Genomic DNA, 16,737 nt, shown 5'->3' on the forward strand with positions numbered 1-16,737 from the left:
GCGGCGGGATGCCGTTTCGACGGCATGCCGCCCGCAGCGATCCCAGGAAACGCAATCATGCCGACACGCATCAGGGAGAGCCGGGGCCAGGAAATGGTCCTGACGGCGGCGGTGGCCGTCGTTATCGTCCTGCTTTCGCTGCTGCCCATGCTGCGCCTCGTCAAGGAGATCGTGGCACCCGGCGGTGTCTTGTCGACGGTGGCCGTGGAGGCCGGACTTGCCAGCCGCGCAACCTGGATCGCGACATGGCATACGCTGGTCGTCGGCATCGGCGGCACTCTTCTGGCGGTGCTGTCGGGAACGCTGGTGGCGGTGCTCGTCTCGCTGACCGACATACGTGGCCGAAGCGCCCTCGTGCTCTGCTACGTCATGCCGCTGATGATCGCGCCGCAGGTGACGGCGCTGGCCTGGCTGCAACTGTTCGGCCCTGCCAGCCCATTCCTCAAGCTTTTCGGTGCAGCGCCGCCGCTCGGCACGAAGAACCCGCTCTACTCGACCTCGGGCATCGTCCTTTTGCTCGGCGTCCAATACGGCCCGCTCGTGTTCCTGCTGGTGCGGGCCGGCCTGCGCAAGCTGCCGCGCGAGCTGGTCGAGGCCGCGCGGGCCGGCGGCGCCGGCTGGTTCACCGTACTGATCACCATCGTGTTGCCTTTGATGACGCCGTCGATCATGGCGGCCGCGGCGCTGGCCTTCGTCTCCTGCGTCGGCAATTTCGGCATTCCAGCCTTCCTCGGCATTCCCGCCAACTATCTGGTGCTGCCGACGCTCATCTATCAGAAGCTGGCCGGCGGGGGGCCGGCGGTACTCGGCGAGACCGCGTGCCTGTCGGTGCTGATCGGCATCATCGCCATGGCCGGCATCCTTGCCCAGGAGGTGGTGAGCCGCCGTCGGGACTACCGCATCTCCTCGACATCGCTGCCTGCCGAACCCTATGAACTGCGCCGCTGGCGGCCGGTCGCCGAGGCCGGCCTGTGGCTGCTCATCGTGCTGGTGCTGGTCCTGCCGCTGTTCGGGCTCGTACTGACCTCGCTGGTGCCGGGCTACGGCATCGCACTCACCGCCAAGACGGCGACGCTCGACAATTACCGCTTCGTGCTGTTCGAACACGATGCCGCCAACCGCGCCTTCTTCAACAGTTTCTGGCTGTCGATCGCCGCCGCCTTCTTCGCGGTCGTCGTTGCCGTGCCGGTCGGCTACCTCATCGCTTGGGGCAAGCAGCGCTGGGTGCGACTGCTCAATTTGTCGGTCGAACTGCCGTACGCCTTGCCCGGCGTGGTGCTGGCGATCGCCTCGCTGCTCTTGTTCCTGCGGCCGATTCCGCTAACCGGCGTCCAGCTCTACAACACCGTCTGGATCATCCTCTACGCCTATCTCGCCCGCTTCCTGGTGCTGGCGCTGCGGCCGACCATCAGCGGCTACCACCAGATCGATCGGGCACTTGAAGAAGCCGCACAGGTGGCGGGCGCCGGCCTGTTCACGCGCATGCGCACCATCGTCTTTCCGCTGGTCGCGCCGGCGGCGATCGCCGGCGGCCTGCTGATCTTCATGACGGCGCTCAGCGAACTCACCGTCTCGGCGCTGCTGTGGTCGTCGGACTCGGAGACTATTGGCGTTGTCATGTTTTCCTTCGAGCAGGGCGGCGATTCCAATTATGCAGCGGCGATGTCGGTCATCACGGTCGCGGTCACCTTCGTGCTGATGCTGGTGACCAACCTGCTTGCCCCTCATCTTCCGAGCGGAGTTCTGCCATGGCGCGACTAACCCTGGACCATGTGACCAAAAGCTTCGCCGATTTCGACGCCGTGAAGGATGTCTCGATAGATGTCGCTGACGGCGAGTTTCTGGCGGTGCTCGGCCCCTCCGGCTGTGGCAAGACGACATTGCTGCGACTGGTCGCCGGTTTCGAAAAGGTGACCTCGGGCGAAATCCGCATCGGCAGCGATGTCGTGTCGAACAGCGGCGGCAGCGTCGCGCCGGAAAAGCGGCGCGTCGGCATCGTCTTCCAGAATTACGCGCTGTGGCCGCATATGAGCGTCGCCGAGAATATTGGGTATTCGCTGAAGGTGGCTAAGCTCGACAAGGCGGTTGCGCGCCAAAAAGTGGAAGACGCGCTCGCCTTGGTCAATCTGCAGGGGCTGGGCGAGCGCCGGCCCGCCAATCTTTCCGGCGGCCAGCGCCAGCGCGTGGCCTTGGCGCGTTGCCTGGTGGCGACACCCTCGCTGGTGCTATTCGACGAGCCGCTCGCCAACCTCGACGTCCATCTCAGAGCATCGATGGAGGACGAGTTCGCCGCCTTCCACAAGCGCACGGGCACGACCATCGTCTACATCACCCACGACCAGGCCGAGGCGATGGCGCTGGCCGACCGCATCGCGGTGATGGACCATGGACGCCTGGCGCAGCTCGCGACCCCGCGCGAACTCTATCATAAGCCGGCAAATGAAATGGTAGCCTCCTTCATTTCACAAGGCATTCTGCTTCCGGCGGACGTGTTGGCCAGCGAGGAAAACGGCCATTGCAAGGTCCGGGTTCTCGGAACCGAGCTGGTGGTCCGTTGCCGGCTTGGCGAGCGGCCGCGCGCCGGCGCCAAGATCTGCTGCCGCTCCGCCGATATCGAGCTTTCGGCCGATGCCTCGGGCGTCGACGGTCTCGTCAAGCGGGCAATCTACCAGGGCGGCGCGGCGCGGATTGAATTCGCACCGGCCGCTGGTCCCGACCTCACCTTGCATTTCGAGCAGCCCGACCCGGTTGTGCTGGTGAACGGGGCGCAAGCGCGCCTGCGCATAAAATCCGGCTGGCTGGTCCCGGCGGCGGGGACGGCCCCGTGATGATGGTGGACCTTGCCGGCGGCTTCGGAGAAAAGGGCCGCACCAGCCTCGCCGTCAACAGCGGCGACCATCGCATCCTGCTCGATGTCGGCGTCAAGGTCGGCGCTTCGGGGGCGGAATACTATCCAGCGCTCAACGGACAGATCGACAATATCGACGCCGTTTTCGTTTCGCATGCCCATGAGGATCATGTCGGCGCGCTGAGCTGGCTGTTGTCACGCGGCTATAGCGGTCCGATCTTCATGACGGCGGAGACCCGCGCCGAGGCGCCGGCCACGCTCGCCGCCTATGCCGAGCCGGAGGATTTCAGGCGATTTCCCTTGCCCGAAAACCGCATCGAGCTCTTCGAGCCCGGCGACACGCTCACGAGCGGCAATCTCGTCGTCAGCACGGGACGTTCAGGTCATGTCGCTGGCGGGGTCTGGTTCGCCGTCGATGACGGGACAAGCCGCGTCGCCTATTCCGCCGATGTGGTGCCTGACAGCAATGTGTTCGTCATGGACACGATCCCGCACTGCGATCTCCTGGTATTCGATGCCTCCTACGGCGCGGATCCCGTGCCGGGGGCTGCCCGGGCGCAAGAATTTTCCGAATGGGTGGCGCGGCATCCGCAGGGATGCCTCTTGCCGACGCCGCTGTCTGGCCGATCGCTGGAACTGATCGCGGCCTTGCCCGGGTCGTTCGCCATCCACGCCGGCATGCGTTCGTCGCTCGAAGCGCAGGTCGCCGCCACTTCAGCGCTGCTGCCGGGCGCATCCGAGATGCTGCGCTTGCGGCTGCGGAGTGCCGTGGACTGGACCGACGCCGACCCGCTGCCTTCGCTGCCCCTGCTGGCCGATGACGGCATGGGCGAGGCCGGCCCGTCGTCGCTACTGTTGCCTCGCGCCGACGATGCCGGGTTTCCGGTGCTGCTCACGGGACATCTGCCCTTGGGCTCTCCGGGCGATCTCATGCACAAGGCCGGCCGGGCGGACTGGATCCGCATGCCCACTCACCCGACACTATCGGGCAATGTCGGCATCTGGGAGAAGGCGGGACGCCCCAGGGCACTGGGGCATTCCTGCGCCCCCGATCTTCTTGGCGAGTTGAAAGGCCATATCCCGTCGTTGCTCACGCAATGCCGTACGGGCCAACGCATCACGGTGCGGCAAGGAAGCGCATCATGAGAATCCTGATCTGCAACGATGACGGCATCGAAGCGCAGGGTCTTGCCCGTCTCGTGAATGCCGTTCGCGGGTTGAGCGACGATGTCTGGGTGGTTGCGCCGGACGGCAAGCGCACCGCCGCCGGCTCGTCGCTGACCATCGCCAGGCAGCTGATGATGCGGCGCGTCAAGCCGAACTGGTATTCGTGCTCCGGCACGCCAGCCGATTGCGTGGTGAGCGCCATGACGTGGCTGTTCGCTGATGAACCGAAACCTGACCTCGTATTGTCGGGCATCAATGACGGCCGCAACGTCGCCGAGGATATCGCCTATTCCGGCACGCTGGGTATTGCCCGCGAAGCGACTTTCTGGGGCGTACCGGCGATAGGCTTTTCGCGCGTGAAGAATCCTGAATTCGCCGATGGCGACGACGAATGGCTGGGCAGGCTGATCGCCTCGCTCTGGCAATCGCGCGCCGATTGGGCGACAGAGGGACATTGGCTGAGCGTCAACCTGCCGACCGCGCTGCCGGCCGAAATCCGACAGCCGCGCATCGGCCGCGACAAGATCGGCCGCACGGCCGAGGTGATGGAAAGCGACGGCGATCGCACGGTCATCACCGTGCCGCGTGGGCGCGCGCATGCCAGTGGGCCGGGCGACGAAAACGCGGCGATCGATGCCGGCTTCGTCAGCATCAACCGGCTGAACTGGTTTGGCGAAACGCGGCTGGACGAAGGATTTCTGGACGGAATCCCACGCTGGCGGCAAAGCTAGCCGATCTCGCTGCGCGGCATCATTCAGATCACCAAGCTGTCAGCGGCTAAATGGCGCCAATCCGGTCCTTATGCTTGAAGCCGCTGCTATTTCATTCCACATCGGAAAAGATGAAGGACGAGACACGCGAATGGCGCCGGAATCTGCTGTGGGCCTTGGCCGCATCGCTGGTGCTGCATGCGCTTGTCGCATCGTTCTTCATCCAAGGCCTGTCAAAAGCCTCACAAGAGCCGCAGCAGGAGCAACCGATAAGCGTCGCGCTCGTGCCTCCGCCCGACAAGCCAAAACCGCAGCCGCTCAAGGCCGAGAAACCGCCGGAACCGAAGGCTGAGAAGCCCCCCGAGCAGAAGGTTGAAAAACCACCCGAACAGCCGCGCAAACAACCTGATGACACCGCTTTGAAGCGCGTTTTCCAGTATGGCGACAAAGATACAGGACCGAAGAAATCCCCGGATGGGGCGGCGGCCAAGGACAATGCGCCGTCGCCTGCAAAGGATGACGCTTCGAAGCCTCCGGTTGAGCCCAAGTCCGCCGAGGACAACCCCCCCGCCACGGCAAACGCGGAGCCGCGGCCGGATGCGAGCAAGGCCGATGAGAATCCGCCAACCGAGCCGACCGTCGCCAAGCCCACGCCGAGCGAGGATAAGCAGGTCACGGAGGACGCTGATAAACGGCTGGCTGCGCCAAAAGCCGCCGATCAGCAAGCAGCCGTAGAGCCGAAGCCGTCGCCAGCCGAGAGCGACGCCAAGACCGGGCCCGCGACCGAAAAGCCCAAGGCCAAAGTCGTCAAGACGATGAAGTTCAAGTCAGAAAAGGCCCTGAAGTCCCGGGCCGGAAAAGCCACCGCCTCAAATCCCACGAACGACGCAGGTGCTGGATCACCGATGTATTCCGGTCTTCCGGGGGTTCGGAGACTCTACTCGCAGGGTGCTACCGGCGACGCGTTGGCCACGAGTTCCATGAGCGGCGTACCTCGTAGTCAGCGCGTTGCGACCCTATGCGCCAACGTGCTGGACCAGGAGCTGCAGGGTGCCGACTATTCTCCCAAATGGCTGCCGACGATCCCGCTGAAAACCGGCAATGTTCTCGACCGCCCCGAAGCGGCCTTCAGCACGACAACCACATGGTACCAACTGAGCTTCCGATGCGAGGTGGATGCCGAGGCGACCAGGGTCCTGTCGTTCGGCTTCCGTGTCGGCTCCGAGATTCCACGCAGCGAATGGCCGCCAAACCATCCTCTTTAGCCTCTGCCACTTAGGCTGGCACACCAAGTCCAGCCAATTGCCGGCTAACTTCATGCCAGTCGGCGCAGACGAGATCGGCGCCGGCCGCCGTCAGCCGTGCGGCATGCTCGGCATAGGTATGGCCGCCGCCGGTGTAGCCGATCGCCGTCATGCCGGCGGCAACCGCGCCCTGGATGCCGAAAGGCGAGTCCTCGATGACGATGCAGTCGGCTGGTTTGGCGCCCATCCCGGCAGCCGCGAAAAGGAAGATGTCCGGCGCCGGCTTGCCGTTCTTGACCATCGAGGAACTGTAGATCGCATCGCCGAAGAAGCGTGCCAGTCCGGTCACCGCCAGGCTGTGGTTTATACGCTCGATGGAGGATGAAGAGGCAACGCAGCGGTCGCCGGCAAGCGTTTCCAGAAACGAGCCTATTCCAGGCGTTGGCTTCAACTCTTCGGTGAAAAGCACCTTGGTCTCGGCCCAGATATCGCCGTCGGCCGACGCGGGAAACTGATGGCCGGTCAACTCCTTGATCCTGACGATGATGTCGGCCTGTTTCATGCCGACGCACTGGGCGATGATGCCGCCGTGAACGCCCGGCATGCCATGCTTATCGTAGACACGTTCATAGGCCTTGGCGGCCAGCGGCTCGCTGTCGACGAGAACGCCGTCGCAATCGAAAATGATCAGTCTTGACGGCGCCACGCGTTTCTCCCGGCCTCTGTCAGATTTCGCACATCGCTATCGGCAAAAAGTCAAATGTTCAATAGCGGGCACGCTCGGCCTCGTGGATAAGGGTAATAGAAGCCGATTCAAAGCTGGCGCAAGACGTCGCTGGCGCGGGAGGACCCCAGCGCCCGCTGCATGGCCTGCCGCGACTGTGCGCGATCGGGCGTGATCCAGTTCGGTTCCGCCCCCAGGAAGCGGTCGAGGAAAGCCACGGCATACGCCGGAATTTCGGTGACGTTCTCGCGATAGGACCACCATGTGCGCAGGTCGTCGGCGCATTTGTCGATACTGGGCGCCGAGCCAAACTCCTGCTCGTAGATCGCCGAAATCACCGAGACACAGTAGTTGGTGTAGAGAAAGCCTTCCGGCCAGAAACGGATGATGTCCAGCGTGCCGGCATTCTGATCCGTTTCGATGAGCTGGGTGAGGCCGGAGATTTCCCGAGCCGGCGCCTGTTTTATCAGTTCGCGCAGCACGAGGCCGGCGGCAAAGACGATGAAATCGGCGCGGTCGATCGCGGCAAAACGCTTCTGCGCTTCCATGACCTCGACCCAATCGAGAAAAGCCCGGGTCAGCTTCGCCTCGTCGATGTCGAAGCGTACGCCGAATGTGTCCGAAACCACCTTGGCGCTGCCGCGGAAGGTGGCGCGGAACCAGCGCAACTGCCGCAGCCGGTGGCGCAGGTCGGGCATGAGGGCCAGTTCGTCCCTGAAGGGCAGTTCCATTTCCTGTATCCCGTTTCCCACAGGTTATCACAGTCGTGCCGTCACGGTAATCGCGCAGCGGCCCTGTGGATGACCGTGGTAGAGGCCAATATCATACATATTGACATTGGCGGAAACAAATGTTCTCACTTTGCTGTTGTCGCGCGCCGGTCCAAGGTGCGCCTCGACCGAGGCTTCGGGAGGAGAACCGAATGGCGATTTGGCAGTGGGGACTGCTTCTGCTGGTTATTGTGTGGGCGTTGCAGTCGCTCGGCGTCTGGCTGCAGATGCGGCACTATTCGGATGTCTTCCGGGGCGTCACCGACCAGTTCAAGGACGGCTTCGTCGGAGCCGGCAATTTTCGCGGCCGATTTGCCAAGGGAACGATCGCGCTGGTCGTGGTTACGCCCGACCTGATCGTGCGCCGCATGATGGTGATGAGCGGGCGTTCCGTGTTCACCAAATTCAAGCGACATGAAGAATTCGAGGGCGTTCCCCTCGATCGACTCCGGTCCAACCCTGCGATCATGGGGGAGGGGGAACCCGGTGTGGCCGAGGCCGTGAAGCGGGCGATCGAACAGATCGACAAAGCACGGTCGGAGCCGGGGAAGAAGCCGGGTTTGGCCGGCTTGAATGTAGCAAGGGCTTAGAGGAGGCCGTGCGCCGACTGGGATCTACCGGCGGGCCGGCATAAGGAGGAGAAATGTCTGTATTTTCGTTGTTGGCGCAGCATGCCGACCTGGCCGTGCACAATTTGCATGTCGCGGGTGCCATGGTCTCGGATGCTGCATTGCATGGCAAGCTCGCCGTCGAGCATGCTTCCGATCATCTCGTGGTCCTGGCGCAGGCGCAGACCGACAGCGGGCCGGTCACCGCCGATCAGCTGAAGGAGCAGCTGAAAAACCTGCAGCAGGAAGAGCAGCTTGGCTGGCTCACTGCCATCGGCAAGTACTTCATCGGCATTTTCCAGAAGGGCGGCGAGGTTTTCGCCGGCTTTGTCACCGGCATCATCCCGACGCTTGTGGTGCTGATGACCGCTTTTTACGCCGTCACCGAACTGGTCGGCGAAGAGCGGGTTCACGGTCTGGCGCGTGGCGCTGGCCGTATCGCGCTGACTCGCTACACCGTGCTGCCGCTGCTGGCGGTGTTCTTCCTCACCAACCCGATGGCTTACACCTTCGGCTCGTTCCTGGAAGAAAAGCACAAGCCGGCCTTCTATGACGCGGCCGTGTCCTACGTGCATCCGCCGCTCGGCCTCTTTCCGCACATCAACCCTGGCGAATATTTCGTCTGGGGAGGCATGCTCGTGGCCTTGCTCGATCTCGAGAAGCGGGGCGTCATTGCCGCCGGCTACCATGTCAAGGTTGCCATCTGGTACGCCATCGTCGGCCTCGTCGTCATCCTGCTCAAGGGCATGCTGACCGAGCGCATCACCGCCATCATGGCACGCCGCCAGGGCGTCGAGCTGTAAGGGCGGGGAGGACATCATGGCCAAGACATACAAAGCCGTACGGATCACCCGGGGCAAAACAGGGTGGGGCGGTCCGCTTGTGATCGAGCCGACCGAACAGCGCAGCAAGGTTGTTTCCGTCACCGGTGGTGGCATTCATCCGGTGGCGCAGCTCATCGCCGATATGACCGGCGCTGAAGCCGTCGACGGCTTCAGGGCGCCGCCGATCGAAAGCGAAATGGCGGTTGTCGTCGTCGACTGCGGCGGCACCGCGCGATGCGGCGTCTATCCGCGCAAGCGTATCCCGACCGTCAACCTGACGCCGGTCGGACAGTCCGGGCCGCTCGCCCAGTTCATCACCGAGGATATCTACGTTTCGGGCGTCAAGCCGGCCGACGTCACAATGGCGGACGGGTCCGAGGCGGTCACGACTGCAGGGGGAGCAGCATCGATGAGTTCGACCAACAACACAGCGACGCCGACGGTGCTGCCCAGCGAGGGTGGCCTGATCGGTTTCATCAGCACGATCGGCCGCGTCATGGGTCGTGTCGTCGGCATCTTCTTCAATGCCGGCCGCCGCACCATCGACCAGGTCATCCGCAACGTGCTGCCGTTCATGGCTTTCGTGACAATGCTCATCGGCCTGATCCTGTATACCGGCGTCGGTGACGTGCTGGCGCAGCCGATGGGTCCGCTGGCCAACAATATCGTCGGTCTGCTGATCATCTCGGCCATTTGCGGCCTGCCGTTCCTGTCGCCCATCCTGGGGCCAGGCGCTGTTATCGCGCAGGTTATCGGCGTCGCCATCATCGGCCCGCAGATTGCCAACGGCACGATCTCCCCGGCGATGGCGCTGCCGGCTCTGTTTGCCTACAACACCCAGGTGGGCTGCGACTTCGTTCCCGTCGGCCTTGCGCTGGGTGAAGCCAAGCCGAAAACCATCGAAATCGGCGTGCCGGCGGTGCTCATCAGCCGCCAGATCATGGGTCCGGTCTCGGTGCTGATCGCCTGGGTCGTCTCCCTGATCGTGTTTTAAACACCAGAAATAACGAGGTTCGCCATATGTCGGTTCTTCTCAAGACACGGGTCACGGCGATAGGACCCGAAGTGGCGGACCTCGCCGAGGGCGGCGTGGTCATTCTGTTCGCGGATGGCTCGCCACCGGAGCTTGCCGAGGTCTCGGTGCTCCACAAGACGGAGATCGGACCCAGCGACGGCGCGCCTGAACAGGGCGCGTCGATCACCCTTGGCCCGGTTTCGGCTGTCATAACCGCCGTCGGCTCCAGCGCCTGGAGCAAGGTGCTCGAGATGGGCCACGTCGTCATCTCGTTCAACGGCGCCACCGAGGCCGAAAGGCCGGGCGAGATCTGCGCATCCCAGGTCGATACGCAAGCCCTCGTGGCTGCCCTGAAGACAGACGCGATCATCACCATCGCCGCCTGAAAGCATTCGTGCCCAGCCAGTCTGGCTTTGGCGCCCAAAAAAGCAGAGTATTCGCCATGGAACGCTCGACCATCGTCAGAGTGCATGAAGGTTTGCACGCCCGTCCCGCCACGCGCTTCGTCAAGCTCGCCAAGGCTTTCGAATCCGACGTCGAACTGGTCAAGGACGGCAAGGCGGTCAGTGCCAAGAGCTCGGTCAAGCTGATGCTGCTGGCGGTCAAGGAAAACCAGGAAGTCACCGTGCGGGCGAACGGCGCCGACGCCATCGAGGCGATCGAGGCGCTGATCGGCTATCTCGAAAACCCCAAGGCGGGTCTCGACGACGAAGAAACCCACGCTCCAGACCACGGCAAGGAAGCGGCACCCGCGCCAGCGCCCCGATCCGCGCCCGCCCTATCAGACGAAGCAAGCAGTGGTTTGCGCGGCGTCGCTGCAAGCGAGGGCGTCGCCATCGGGCCGGCTTTCGTACATCTCCCGCCTGACATCGCCGGGCAGGGCCGCATGCTGCAGGCCGATGAGATCGCCGGCGAGATCGACAGGTTTCACGCCGCCGTCGCCGCCGTTCAGGCACGCATGGACCGGGCCTTGGCGCAGGATAGCCTGTCGGCCGGTGACCGGGGCATCGTCGCGGCGCTGAGGGATATCGCCGCCGACGACAGCCTGACCGGCGAGGCCGAGAAGGCAATCAGGGGCGGCAATGACGCTGTCTCGGCCACGATCACCGCAGCCTCCACCATCGCCGCCGACTTCAGCGCCGTCGACGATCATTATCTCAATGCGCGGGCGGACGATGTCCATGCGGTCGGACGACAGATCAGCCTGGTGCTGCTTGGCCAGGACGACGCTAGCCTCGAAAACATCCCGCAAGGCGCGATCCTGATCGCCGATGATATCGGCGCCTGGGATCTGGCGCGGGCGCCGCTGAAACGCATCGGTGGCGTGGTGTGCGGCCATGGCGGCGCCACCTCGCACATCGCCATCATCGCCCGCTCGCATGGCATTCCGGCGGTGCTCGGCCTTGGCGACCGAATTCACCTTTTGCGCAAGGCGCAAGAGGTGGCGCTCGACGGCAACAGCGGCCAGGTGATCATCGACCCCGATGCGGCGACGCGCGCCGATTTCGCCGGTCGTGTCGAAGCGGCGGCGAAGGAGCGTGCCGGCCTGGCCGCCTTCAAGACGGTGACGCCGAAGCTGGCGGACGGCAAGGTCATCGAGGTCGCGGCCAATATCGGCTCGCTGGAAGAGATCGAGGCGGCGCAAGAGGCCGGCGCCATGGGTGTCGGCCTGTTCCGCACCGAGCTCCTGTTCATGCGCCATATGCACCTTCCGTCGGAGGACATGCAGGCCGAGACCTATGCGGCGCTGGCCAAGGCCTTCGCACCCTATCCGGTCATCGTGCGCACGCTCGACATCGGCGGCGACAAGCCGATTGCCGGCATCGAGTTCCCCGACGAGGAGAACCCCTTCCTCGGTTGGCGGGGCATCCGCATGTGCCTCGACCGGCCCGATATCTTCAAGCGCCAGCTAAGGGCGCTGCTGAGGGCCGCCGTGCATGGCAACATCAAGGTGATGCTGCCGATGGTCTCCGATCTCGGCGAGGTGCGGCAGACGCGCGTTCTTGTCGACGAATGCGCCGCCGAACTCAAGGCCGAAGGCGTGCCGCATGCGACGTTCGATCTCGGCGTGATGATCGAAACCCCGGCCGCCGTGCTGATCGCCCCGGCACTGGCCAAGGAAGTGGCTTTCTTCTCGATCGGCACCAACGACCTGACCCAGTACATCATGGCCGCCGACCGGCTCAACCCGACCGTTGCGAAGCTCAACGACGTCACCAATCCGGCGGTCATGTCGGCGATCGAGCTGACGGCCAAGGCCGGCGTCGCCGCCGGCATCATGGTCGGCATGTGCGGCGAGGCGGCGGGCCGGCCGGATCTCATTCCGGCCTTCCTGGAGATGGGTTTGACCGAGCTGTCGATGAGCCCGGCCTCGATCCAGCGCGCCAAGAAGACGATCACGGCGATGGCAGCCGGGGAGTAGTTCCGCAATCGCCGCTGGAGCTTACGGCAGATGCGCAAGCAAGGTGGCGAACACAGGTGTCAATTCATCGACCGGGCTCGCCTTGGCGCAGGCTTGGGCAATGCGCTCATGACGTATGTCGGCCGCCAGAATTGCGATTTCCAGCATGTCGGGCCCCGGCGCGCCGTCGCGACCGGTGGTCGCCAGGCCGCAGGCCAGGACGACCGGCGCCAGGCAGCTTATGTCGAGCGCCTGGCCGCCAGCGGCGTTCGTTTCCGGCGCGGCTTCGCCAAAGCGGACCGGACGCTGGTTAAGCAACTCGACCAGCAGTGCCGCGCAGATGGCCGCGATGGCCTGCAGTCCGGCACGCGGCGCGGCCAGCGCAGCCAACAATTCGCCATGGCGTTTGCGCATGGCCGCGTGGACGGCGGCGAACCCGGCTTCATGGATACGGGCGTGGTCGATCTTCAGCCCGGCAAGCACCGCCTTGGTCAGATAGTACATATCGCGCCGGAACAAGCGCTCGGCGCTCAATTGCTGGTCTTCGTCACCGGCCGGGAAATAGGTGGCGAGCCCTTTTACGGTCGTTCCGTCCACCCTTATCGGGCGCTCGTGCGGGACGAAGGATTCGGCGATCGACAGCGCTTCGTCGACGGCACTCGCGGCATGACTGAGCAGGCCTTCGATGCCTTTGCCCGGAAATGGCGGCAGATGGCTGGTTGCTTCGCGCAGCAGGCTGGCATCGCTGGCGCCGTCGTGGCGGCTCTGGCGGATGATGTCGCGGACTTCCCGCAGCCGGTCCTTGAGGTTGACGCGGACATCTTCGGAGATTTGTCGGAGCATCGCGGTTAGCCTCGAATGTGCCGTGCGGCGCCACCTGTGACGGGCGCCACCCACTCTACATTGTTCCTATCGATTGGTAGATCAATAGGCGATACTAGACCAGCATGCAGAATCGGCGACGGCGCGCTCGTCCGTCGCGGGGGAGGGATGATTGGCCAGGGGACGACAAATCGTGGAAAGGCGGGCCGATGAAAGGCGGGCCGAGGAAAGGCGGGCAGGAGGCGAAGCGACCGAGCAGGTCGTCAGCGAGAGCCGCACGGACCGCCTCAGGATCCGCGCCGCCTGGATGTATTTCGTCGAGCAGATGACGCAGAACGAGATCGCCGATGTGCTCGGCGTCGGCCGCGTCACCATCGTGCGCATGCTGGCGGAGGCGCGGTCGCGCAACGAGGTCAAGATTACCATCGAGAGCGAGCTTCTGGAGATCGTGCGGCTGGAGCGCGCGCTGGAAAAAACCTTCGGCCTGCAGCAGGCCCTGGTGGCGCCGCTGACGGCGGCCAGTGCCGATCCGATCCCGGCAATAGCCGCCAAGACCGGCATGTTCCTGTCCGACGCGATGAAATCCGGCATGCAGGTCGGTGTCGGCTGGGGCAATACGCTGTTCCACACCTTGCCGTTCATCAGCGCCAAGTCGCTGACCGATTTCAAGGTGATTTCGCTGCTTGGCGGCGTCGGCGTCGCGCGCCGGGTCAACCCGGCCGAGTTCGCCTGGCGCTTCGCCCAGATTTTTCAGGGCGACGGCTATCTGATGCCGACGCCAGCCGTCGTCGACAGCGTCGAGACCAAGATCGCGCTGATCGAACGCTGCGGCCTGCAGGAAGTTTTTGAAATGGCCGACGCACTCGATGCCGTTCTGCTGAGTGTCGGCGGGATCGCTTCGGCCACCACCTTCTCGCGCGGCGGCTTCCTAAGGGAAGCGGACCGGGAGGCGCTGCTGGCGCGCGGCGCCGTCGGGGACCTCCTGTTCCACTTCTACGACCGCAACGGCGATCTGGTCGACCATCCCGTCAACAACCATGTGATGTCGGTGGATGTCGACCGGCTGCGCAAGGCGCCAATCCGCATTCTGACCTCCGGCGGCGCGGAGAAGACCGACGCCCTGCTCGGCGCAATGAACCTGATCGCGCCCACAATCCTGATCACCGACGAGGAGAGTGCAAGGCGGATCCTGGCGGCGGTCAGCGAAAGCTGAAGGACCACACCGTATAGTCCGGCCAAGCCTTATGCTCATCGAAGACTGCGGCGAGGTCAGGCGCGTCGGCCAATATCCCACCCATCACCAGTGCCGTCGCGATGCCGACTCCGTTGCCGCCAGCAATATCGTGTTCGACGCTGTCGCCGACGCAGACCACGCTACCGCGCTCCGGTTCGCCGGCCAACGCGAGCGCCGCTTCGAAGATCCCCGGATAGGGTTTGCCGATGCGCGTGACGCTGCCGCCCAGGCTTTCGTAGAGATCGGCGATCTCGCCTGCGCCGAAGCGGGGTCCGATCGCCGTCAGCATGATCTTGTCTGGATTGGTGCAGAAGCACGGCACTTGTCGCGTTGCAGCCGGGGCCAGCAGCCTGCGATAGTGGTCGAGGCCGTAGCGATCTCCCTCGCTGGCCGCGATCAGCACCAGTTCAGCCTCTTCACCGGCTTCGCATAGCGCGAAGGGCAGGCCTTCGATCGCGCTACGGTCGCCGTCGCGGCTGATCAGCAGGCATTTCGTGCCGGACCGCAACGCTCCGGACGCCGTCATGTCGTGAAAGCGTCGCCACGCCACCTCGCCCGAAGACACGAAATGGTCCCAGCTGCCGGCCGCGAAGCCAAGCTTCAGCAGGCGATCCTCGTTGGGCCGGGCGCGCTTGCCGGAATTTGAAACCAGCACCACGGTTTTGCCGGCGCGCTTCAGCGTGGACAATGCATCCACCGAGCCAGGATAGGGAGCCTGGCCATCATGCAGCACGCCGAACTGGTCGAGCAGGAAGATTTGGTAGCGTTCCGCCAGCGGTGCGATGCTATCGAGGTGTTCGACGTTCATAGAAGCCCTGTCTCGCTTGCGCCCTTCAGCGCCAGCCGTGCGGTACCCGCGGCTGCCTCGTCCGACAGGGCCGGCAGGAACGCGACGCCGAGCTTGCGCTGCCGGATCGCGCTCCACGCCGGATTGGCGGCGCCGCCGCCGACGCTGCGGATCGAGGTTAGGGCCGGCGCGCCGAGTTCGGCCAGCCTGCCGTAGCCAAGCGCTTCGATGGCCGCCATGCCCTCGAACATCGCCTTGAGGTAATCGGCATCGTCAGCAGGCCGAGGGGTGAGCCGTGGGGGCAAGCCCGGATCGGCGATGGGGAACCGTTCGCCAGCCGTCCCAAGCGGATAGTAGTCGAGGCCGGTCTCGGTCGCCGGGTCGATCATCGCGCTGAGCTCGATGATCCGCGCGAGCGGAAAATGCCGCGCCAGCACCTTGCCACCGGAATTCGATGCGCCGCCGGCTAGCCAGGTGTCGCCAAGACGATGGCTGTAGATACCGAAGCGCGGCGCCGAGATCGGCCGGTCGGACAGGATCTTGATGGTCAGCGAGGAACCCAATGCGGTGACGCCGTCGCCGGCTGCCGTAGCGCCCGTCGCCAGGAATGAGGCGCAGCCGTCCGTGGTGCCTGCAACCACAACCACATCGCGCGGCAGGCCGAAAAGCGTGGCGGCGGCCGTGGTGAGCGTGCCGGTGACCTCGCCCGGCTCGACGACATCAGGCAGTAAATTCATGCGCATGCCGGTGGCCGCGATCCAATGAGGCCAGTGGCGGGCCTCGACGTCATAGCCGGTCTTGAGCGCATTGTTCTCGTCGCTGACGTCGAAGCGTCCGGACAGGTTGCCGGCGATCCAGTCGGCCTGGTGCAGCACGCCCGCCATGCCGGGCAAGCGCTGGAATCGGAGCGCCTTGGCGAGGCCTGAAGTCGGCCCGTGGGCGGCGCTCGCTTCCGGCGCCTCGCGCGCGACGATGGTCACGATGTCTACGTCATCGACCTTGTCGTTGTACATCAGCGGCTCGGCCAGGGGCCGCCCATCAGTGTCGACCGGCAGCAGCGTGCCCGATGTGCCGTCGACGGCGATGGCGCGGACCGTGGCACGGTCTATGCTTGAGAGCAGCCCGGCCAGCGCCGCCTGGACCGCCTGCCACCAGGTCGGGGGATCGCGGGGGTTCGGGCCGAACTTGTCGAGAGGCACGGCTGATTGGGCGGCAATGGAAAAATCCTGGCGCATGGCGACCGCGCGGGCGCCGGAGGTGCCGATGTCGATGCCGACGACAAGTGGCGTCATGTCGTCCCGTTCCTTGTCAGGCCGTGCCGGCGGCGTTGAGCTTCTGGCGATACTGCTCGGCGTCCCAGTTGACCAGTTCGTCATTCTCGGCGGCAGTGAGATAGTTCAGCCGCGCCTTGCCATCGACGCGCGTGGTCACGTCGGCCAGGCAACGCTGCATCGCGTCGGCACCGGCGCTGGCGTCGCCGCGCATCAGCACGCCGGCGCCGGGAAACAGGATCGCCGGGGGCGCCGCGCCGAGCCGCGCGACGACGCCGGCTACGTCCTCGCCCGACCTCGCCACGACCGAGC

At 64.7% G+C, this 16,737-nt stretch carries 16 protein-coding genes and 1 pseudogene; 11 read left to right on the forward strand and 6 right to left on the reverse strand.

Translation table 11 applies throughout. The features are described 5' to 3' along the window. Positions 1 to 57 precede the first annotated feature (57 nt). The 5 genes from X742_RS145905 to X742_RS145885 all read left to right on the forward strand — a co-directional run bounded on the left by X742_RS145905 (position 58) and on the right by X742_RS145885 (position 5,990). Positions 58 to 1,761, forward strand: coding sequence for an iron ABC transporter permease (locus X742_RS145905; protein WP_023774169.1), 1,704 nt, complete (start codon positions 58 to 60; stop codon positions 1,759 to 1,761). Continuing rightward, a complete protein-coding gene (locus X742_RS145900) occupies positions 1,749 to 2,828 on the forward strand; it encodes an ABC transporter ATP-binding protein (protein WP_023774170.1) in 1,080 nt (359 codons plus the stop codon). The genes X742_RS145905 and X742_RS145900 overlap by 13 nt, the downstream gene beginning before the upstream one ends. Continuing rightward, positions 2,828 to 3,994: an MBL fold metallo-hydrolase gene (locus X742_RS145895; RefSeq protein WP_023774171.1), complete on the forward strand. Its 1,167-nt coding sequence runs from the start codon at positions 2,828 to 2,830 to the stop codon at positions 3,992 to 3,994. Before X742_RS145900 ends, X742_RS145895 begins: the two co-directional genes overlap by 1 nt. Then, positions 3,991 to 4,746, forward strand: coding sequence for a 5'/3'-nucleotidase SurE (locus X742_RS145890; protein ID WP_023774172.1), 756 nt, complete (start codon positions 3,991 to 3,993; stop codon positions 4,744 to 4,746). Before X742_RS145895 ends, X742_RS145890 begins: the two co-directional genes overlap by 4 nt. A gap of 110 nt (positions 4,747 to 4,856) precedes the next feature. Then, positions 4,857 to 5,990, forward strand: coding sequence for a DUF930 domain-containing protein (locus X742_RS145885; RefSeq protein ID WP_023774173.1), 1,134 nt, complete (start codon positions 4,857 to 4,859; stop codon positions 5,988 to 5,990). A 10-nt stretch (positions 5,991 to 6,000) separates the two neighbouring features. Here X742_RS145885 and X742_RS145880 read toward each other — a convergent pair whose 3' ends face one another. After that, positions 6,001 to 6,675: an HAD family phosphatase gene (locus tag X742_RS145880; RefSeq protein WP_023774174.1), complete on the reverse strand. Its 675-nt coding sequence runs from the start codon at positions 6,673 to 6,675 to the stop codon at positions 6,001 to 6,003. Positions 6,676 to 6,782: 107 nt separating this feature from the next. Beyond that, complete coding sequence (locus X742_RS145875) at positions 6,783 to 7,424, reverse strand: hypothetical protein (protein ID WP_023774175.1); 642 nt, start codon at positions 7,422 to 7,424, stop codon at positions 6,783 to 6,785. Between the two features lie 191 nt (positions 7,425 to 7,615). Between X742_RS145875 and X742_RS145870 the strand changes: the two genes are divergently transcribed. Genes X742_RS145870 through ptsP form a run of 5 tightly spaced genes read left to right on the forward strand, consistent with a single transcriptional unit; the run spans position 7,616 to position 12,332 of the window. Next, positions 7,616 to 8,053 carry a transcriptional regulator GutM gene (locus tag X742_RS145870; protein WP_023774176.1) on the forward strand — a complete coding sequence of 146 codons (438 nt, stop codon included), beginning with the start codon at positions 7,616 to 7,618 and terminating at the stop codon, positions 8,051 to 8,053. 53 nt (positions 8,054 to 8,106) lie between these two features. Next, positions 8,107 to 8,874 carry a PTS glucitol/sorbitol transporter subunit IIC gene (locus X742_RS145865; RefSeq protein WP_031248245.1) on the forward strand — a complete coding sequence of 256 codons (768 nt, stop codon included), beginning with the start codon at positions 8,107 to 8,109 and terminating at the stop codon, positions 8,872 to 8,874. Between the two features lie 16 nt (positions 8,875 to 8,890). Continuing rightward, complete coding sequence (locus X742_RS145860) at positions 8,891 to 9,889, forward strand: PTS glucitol/sorbitol transporter subunit IIB (protein WP_023774178.1); 999 nt, start codon at positions 8,891 to 8,893, stop codon at positions 9,887 to 9,889. A gap of 26 nt (positions 9,890 to 9,915) precedes the next feature. Further along, the gene (locus X742_RS145855) at positions 9,916 to 10,296 is read left to right on the forward strand and encodes a PTS glucitol/sorbitol transporter subunit IIA (protein ID WP_023774179.1); all 381 of its coding nucleotides are present in this window, start codon (positions 9,916 to 9,918) and stop codon (positions 10,294 to 10,296) included. Between the two features lie 56 nt (positions 10,297 to 10,352). Beyond that, positions 10,353 to 12,332 carry a phosphoenolpyruvate--protein phosphotransferase gene (gene ptsP, locus X742_RS145850; RefSeq protein WP_023774180.1) on the forward strand — a complete coding sequence of 660 codons (1,980 nt, stop codon included), beginning with the start codon at positions 10,353 to 10,355 and terminating at the stop codon, positions 12,330 to 12,332. Positions 12,333 to 12,353: 21 nt separating this feature from the next. On the opposite strand, the gene X742_RS145845 is transcribed toward ptsP, so the two are convergent. Beyond that, positions 12,354 to 13,154 carry a hypothetical protein gene (locus X742_RS145845; protein ID WP_023774181.1) on the reverse strand — a complete coding sequence of 267 codons (801 nt, stop codon included), beginning with the start codon at positions 13,152 to 13,154 and terminating at the stop codon, positions 12,354 to 12,356. A gap of 172 nt (positions 13,155 to 13,326) precedes the next feature. Here X742_RS145845 and X742_RS145840 point away from each other — a divergent pair, with 172 nt between their 5' ends. Further along, entirely contained in the window at positions 13,327 to 14,346 is a 1,020-nt protein-coding gene (locus X742_RS145840) for a sugar-binding transcriptional regulator (RefSeq protein ID WP_084569610.1), read from the forward strand. Here X742_RS145840 and X742_RS145835 read toward each other — a convergent pair. The 3 genes and pseudogenes from X742_RS145835 to X742_RS0137935 form a co-directional block, all read right to left on the reverse strand. After that, positions 14,333 to 15,175, reverse strand: a complete 843-nt coding sequence (locus X742_RS145835; protein ID WP_023774183.1) for a TIGR01459 family HAD-type hydrolase — start codon at positions 15,173 to 15,175, stop codon at positions 14,333 to 14,335. The genes X742_RS145840 and X742_RS145835 overlap by 14 nt on opposite strands. Beyond that, on the reverse strand, positions 15,172 to 16,446 hold the full coding sequence (locus X742_RS145830; RefSeq protein WP_023774184.1) for an FGGY-family carbohydrate kinase: 1,275 nt from the start codon (positions 16,444 to 16,446) through the stop codon (positions 15,172 to 15,174). The genes X742_RS145835 and X742_RS145830 overlap by 4 nt, the downstream gene beginning before the upstream one ends. 16 nt (positions 16,447 to 16,462) lie before the next feature. After that, positions 16,463 to 16,737, reverse strand: a pseudogene (locus tag X742_RS0137935) (class II aldolase); the annotation flags it as partial.

The sequence above is a fragment of the Mesorhizobium sp. LNHC229A00 genome (genome assembly GCF_000502415.1).
Classification (GTDB): domain Bacteria; phylum Pseudomonadota; class Alphaproteobacteria; order Rhizobiales; family Rhizobiaceae; genus Mesorhizobium.

Bases quoted from the DNA above. Each gene is read 5' to 3' on its own strand.
- X742_RS145905 (WP_023774169.1), top strand. From the start codon at position 58: ATGCCGACACGCATCAGGGAGAGCCGGGGCCAGGAAATGGTCCTGACG.
- X742_RS145900 (WP_023774170.1), top strand. From the start codon at position 1,749: ATGGCGCGACTAACCCTGGACCATGTGACCAAAAGCTTCGCCGATTTC.
- X742_RS145895 (WP_023774171.1), top strand. From the start codon at position 2,828: ATGATGGTGGACCTTGCCGGCGGCTTCGGAGAAAAGGGCCGCACCAGC.
- X742_RS145890 (WP_023774172.1), top strand. From the start codon at position 3,991: ATGAGAATCCTGATCTGCAACGATGACGGCATCGAAGCGCAGGGTCTT.
- X742_RS145885 (WP_023774173.1), top strand. From the start codon at position 4,857: ATGAAGGACGAGACACGCGAATGGCGCCGGAATCTGCTGTGGGCCTTG.
- X742_RS145875 (WP_023774175.1), bottom strand. From the start codon at position 7,424: ATGGAACTGCCCTTCAGGGACGAACTGGCCCTCATGCCCGACCTGCGC.
- X742_RS145870 (WP_023774176.1), top strand. From the start codon at position 7,616: ATGGCGATTTGGCAGTGGGGACTGCTTCTGCTGGTTATTGTGTGGGCG.
- X742_RS145865 (WP_031248245.1), top strand. From the start codon at position 8,107: ATGTCTGTATTTTCGTTGTTGGCGCAGCATGCCGACCTGGCCGTGCAC.
- X742_RS145860 (WP_023774178.1), top strand. From the start codon at position 8,891: ATGGCCAAGACATACAAAGCCGTACGGATCACCCGGGGCAAAACAGGG.
- X742_RS145855 (WP_023774179.1), top strand. From the start codon at position 9,916: ATGTCGGTTCTTCTCAAGACACGGGTCACGGCGATAGGACCCGAAGTG.
- ptsP (WP_023774180.1), top strand. From the start codon at position 10,353: ATGGAACGCTCGACCATCGTCAGAGTGCATGAAGGTTTGCACGCCCGT.
- X742_RS145845 (WP_023774181.1), bottom strand. From the start codon at position 13,154: ATGCTCCGACAAATCTCCGAAGATGTCCGCGTCAACCTCAAGGACCGG.
- X742_RS145835 (WP_023774183.1), bottom strand. From the start codon at position 15,175: ATGAACGTCGAACACCTCGATAGCATCGCACCGCTGGCGGAACGCTAC.
- X742_RS145830 (WP_023774184.1), bottom strand. From the start codon at position 16,446: ATGACGCCACTTGTCGTCGGCATCGACATCGGCACCTCCGGCGCCCGC.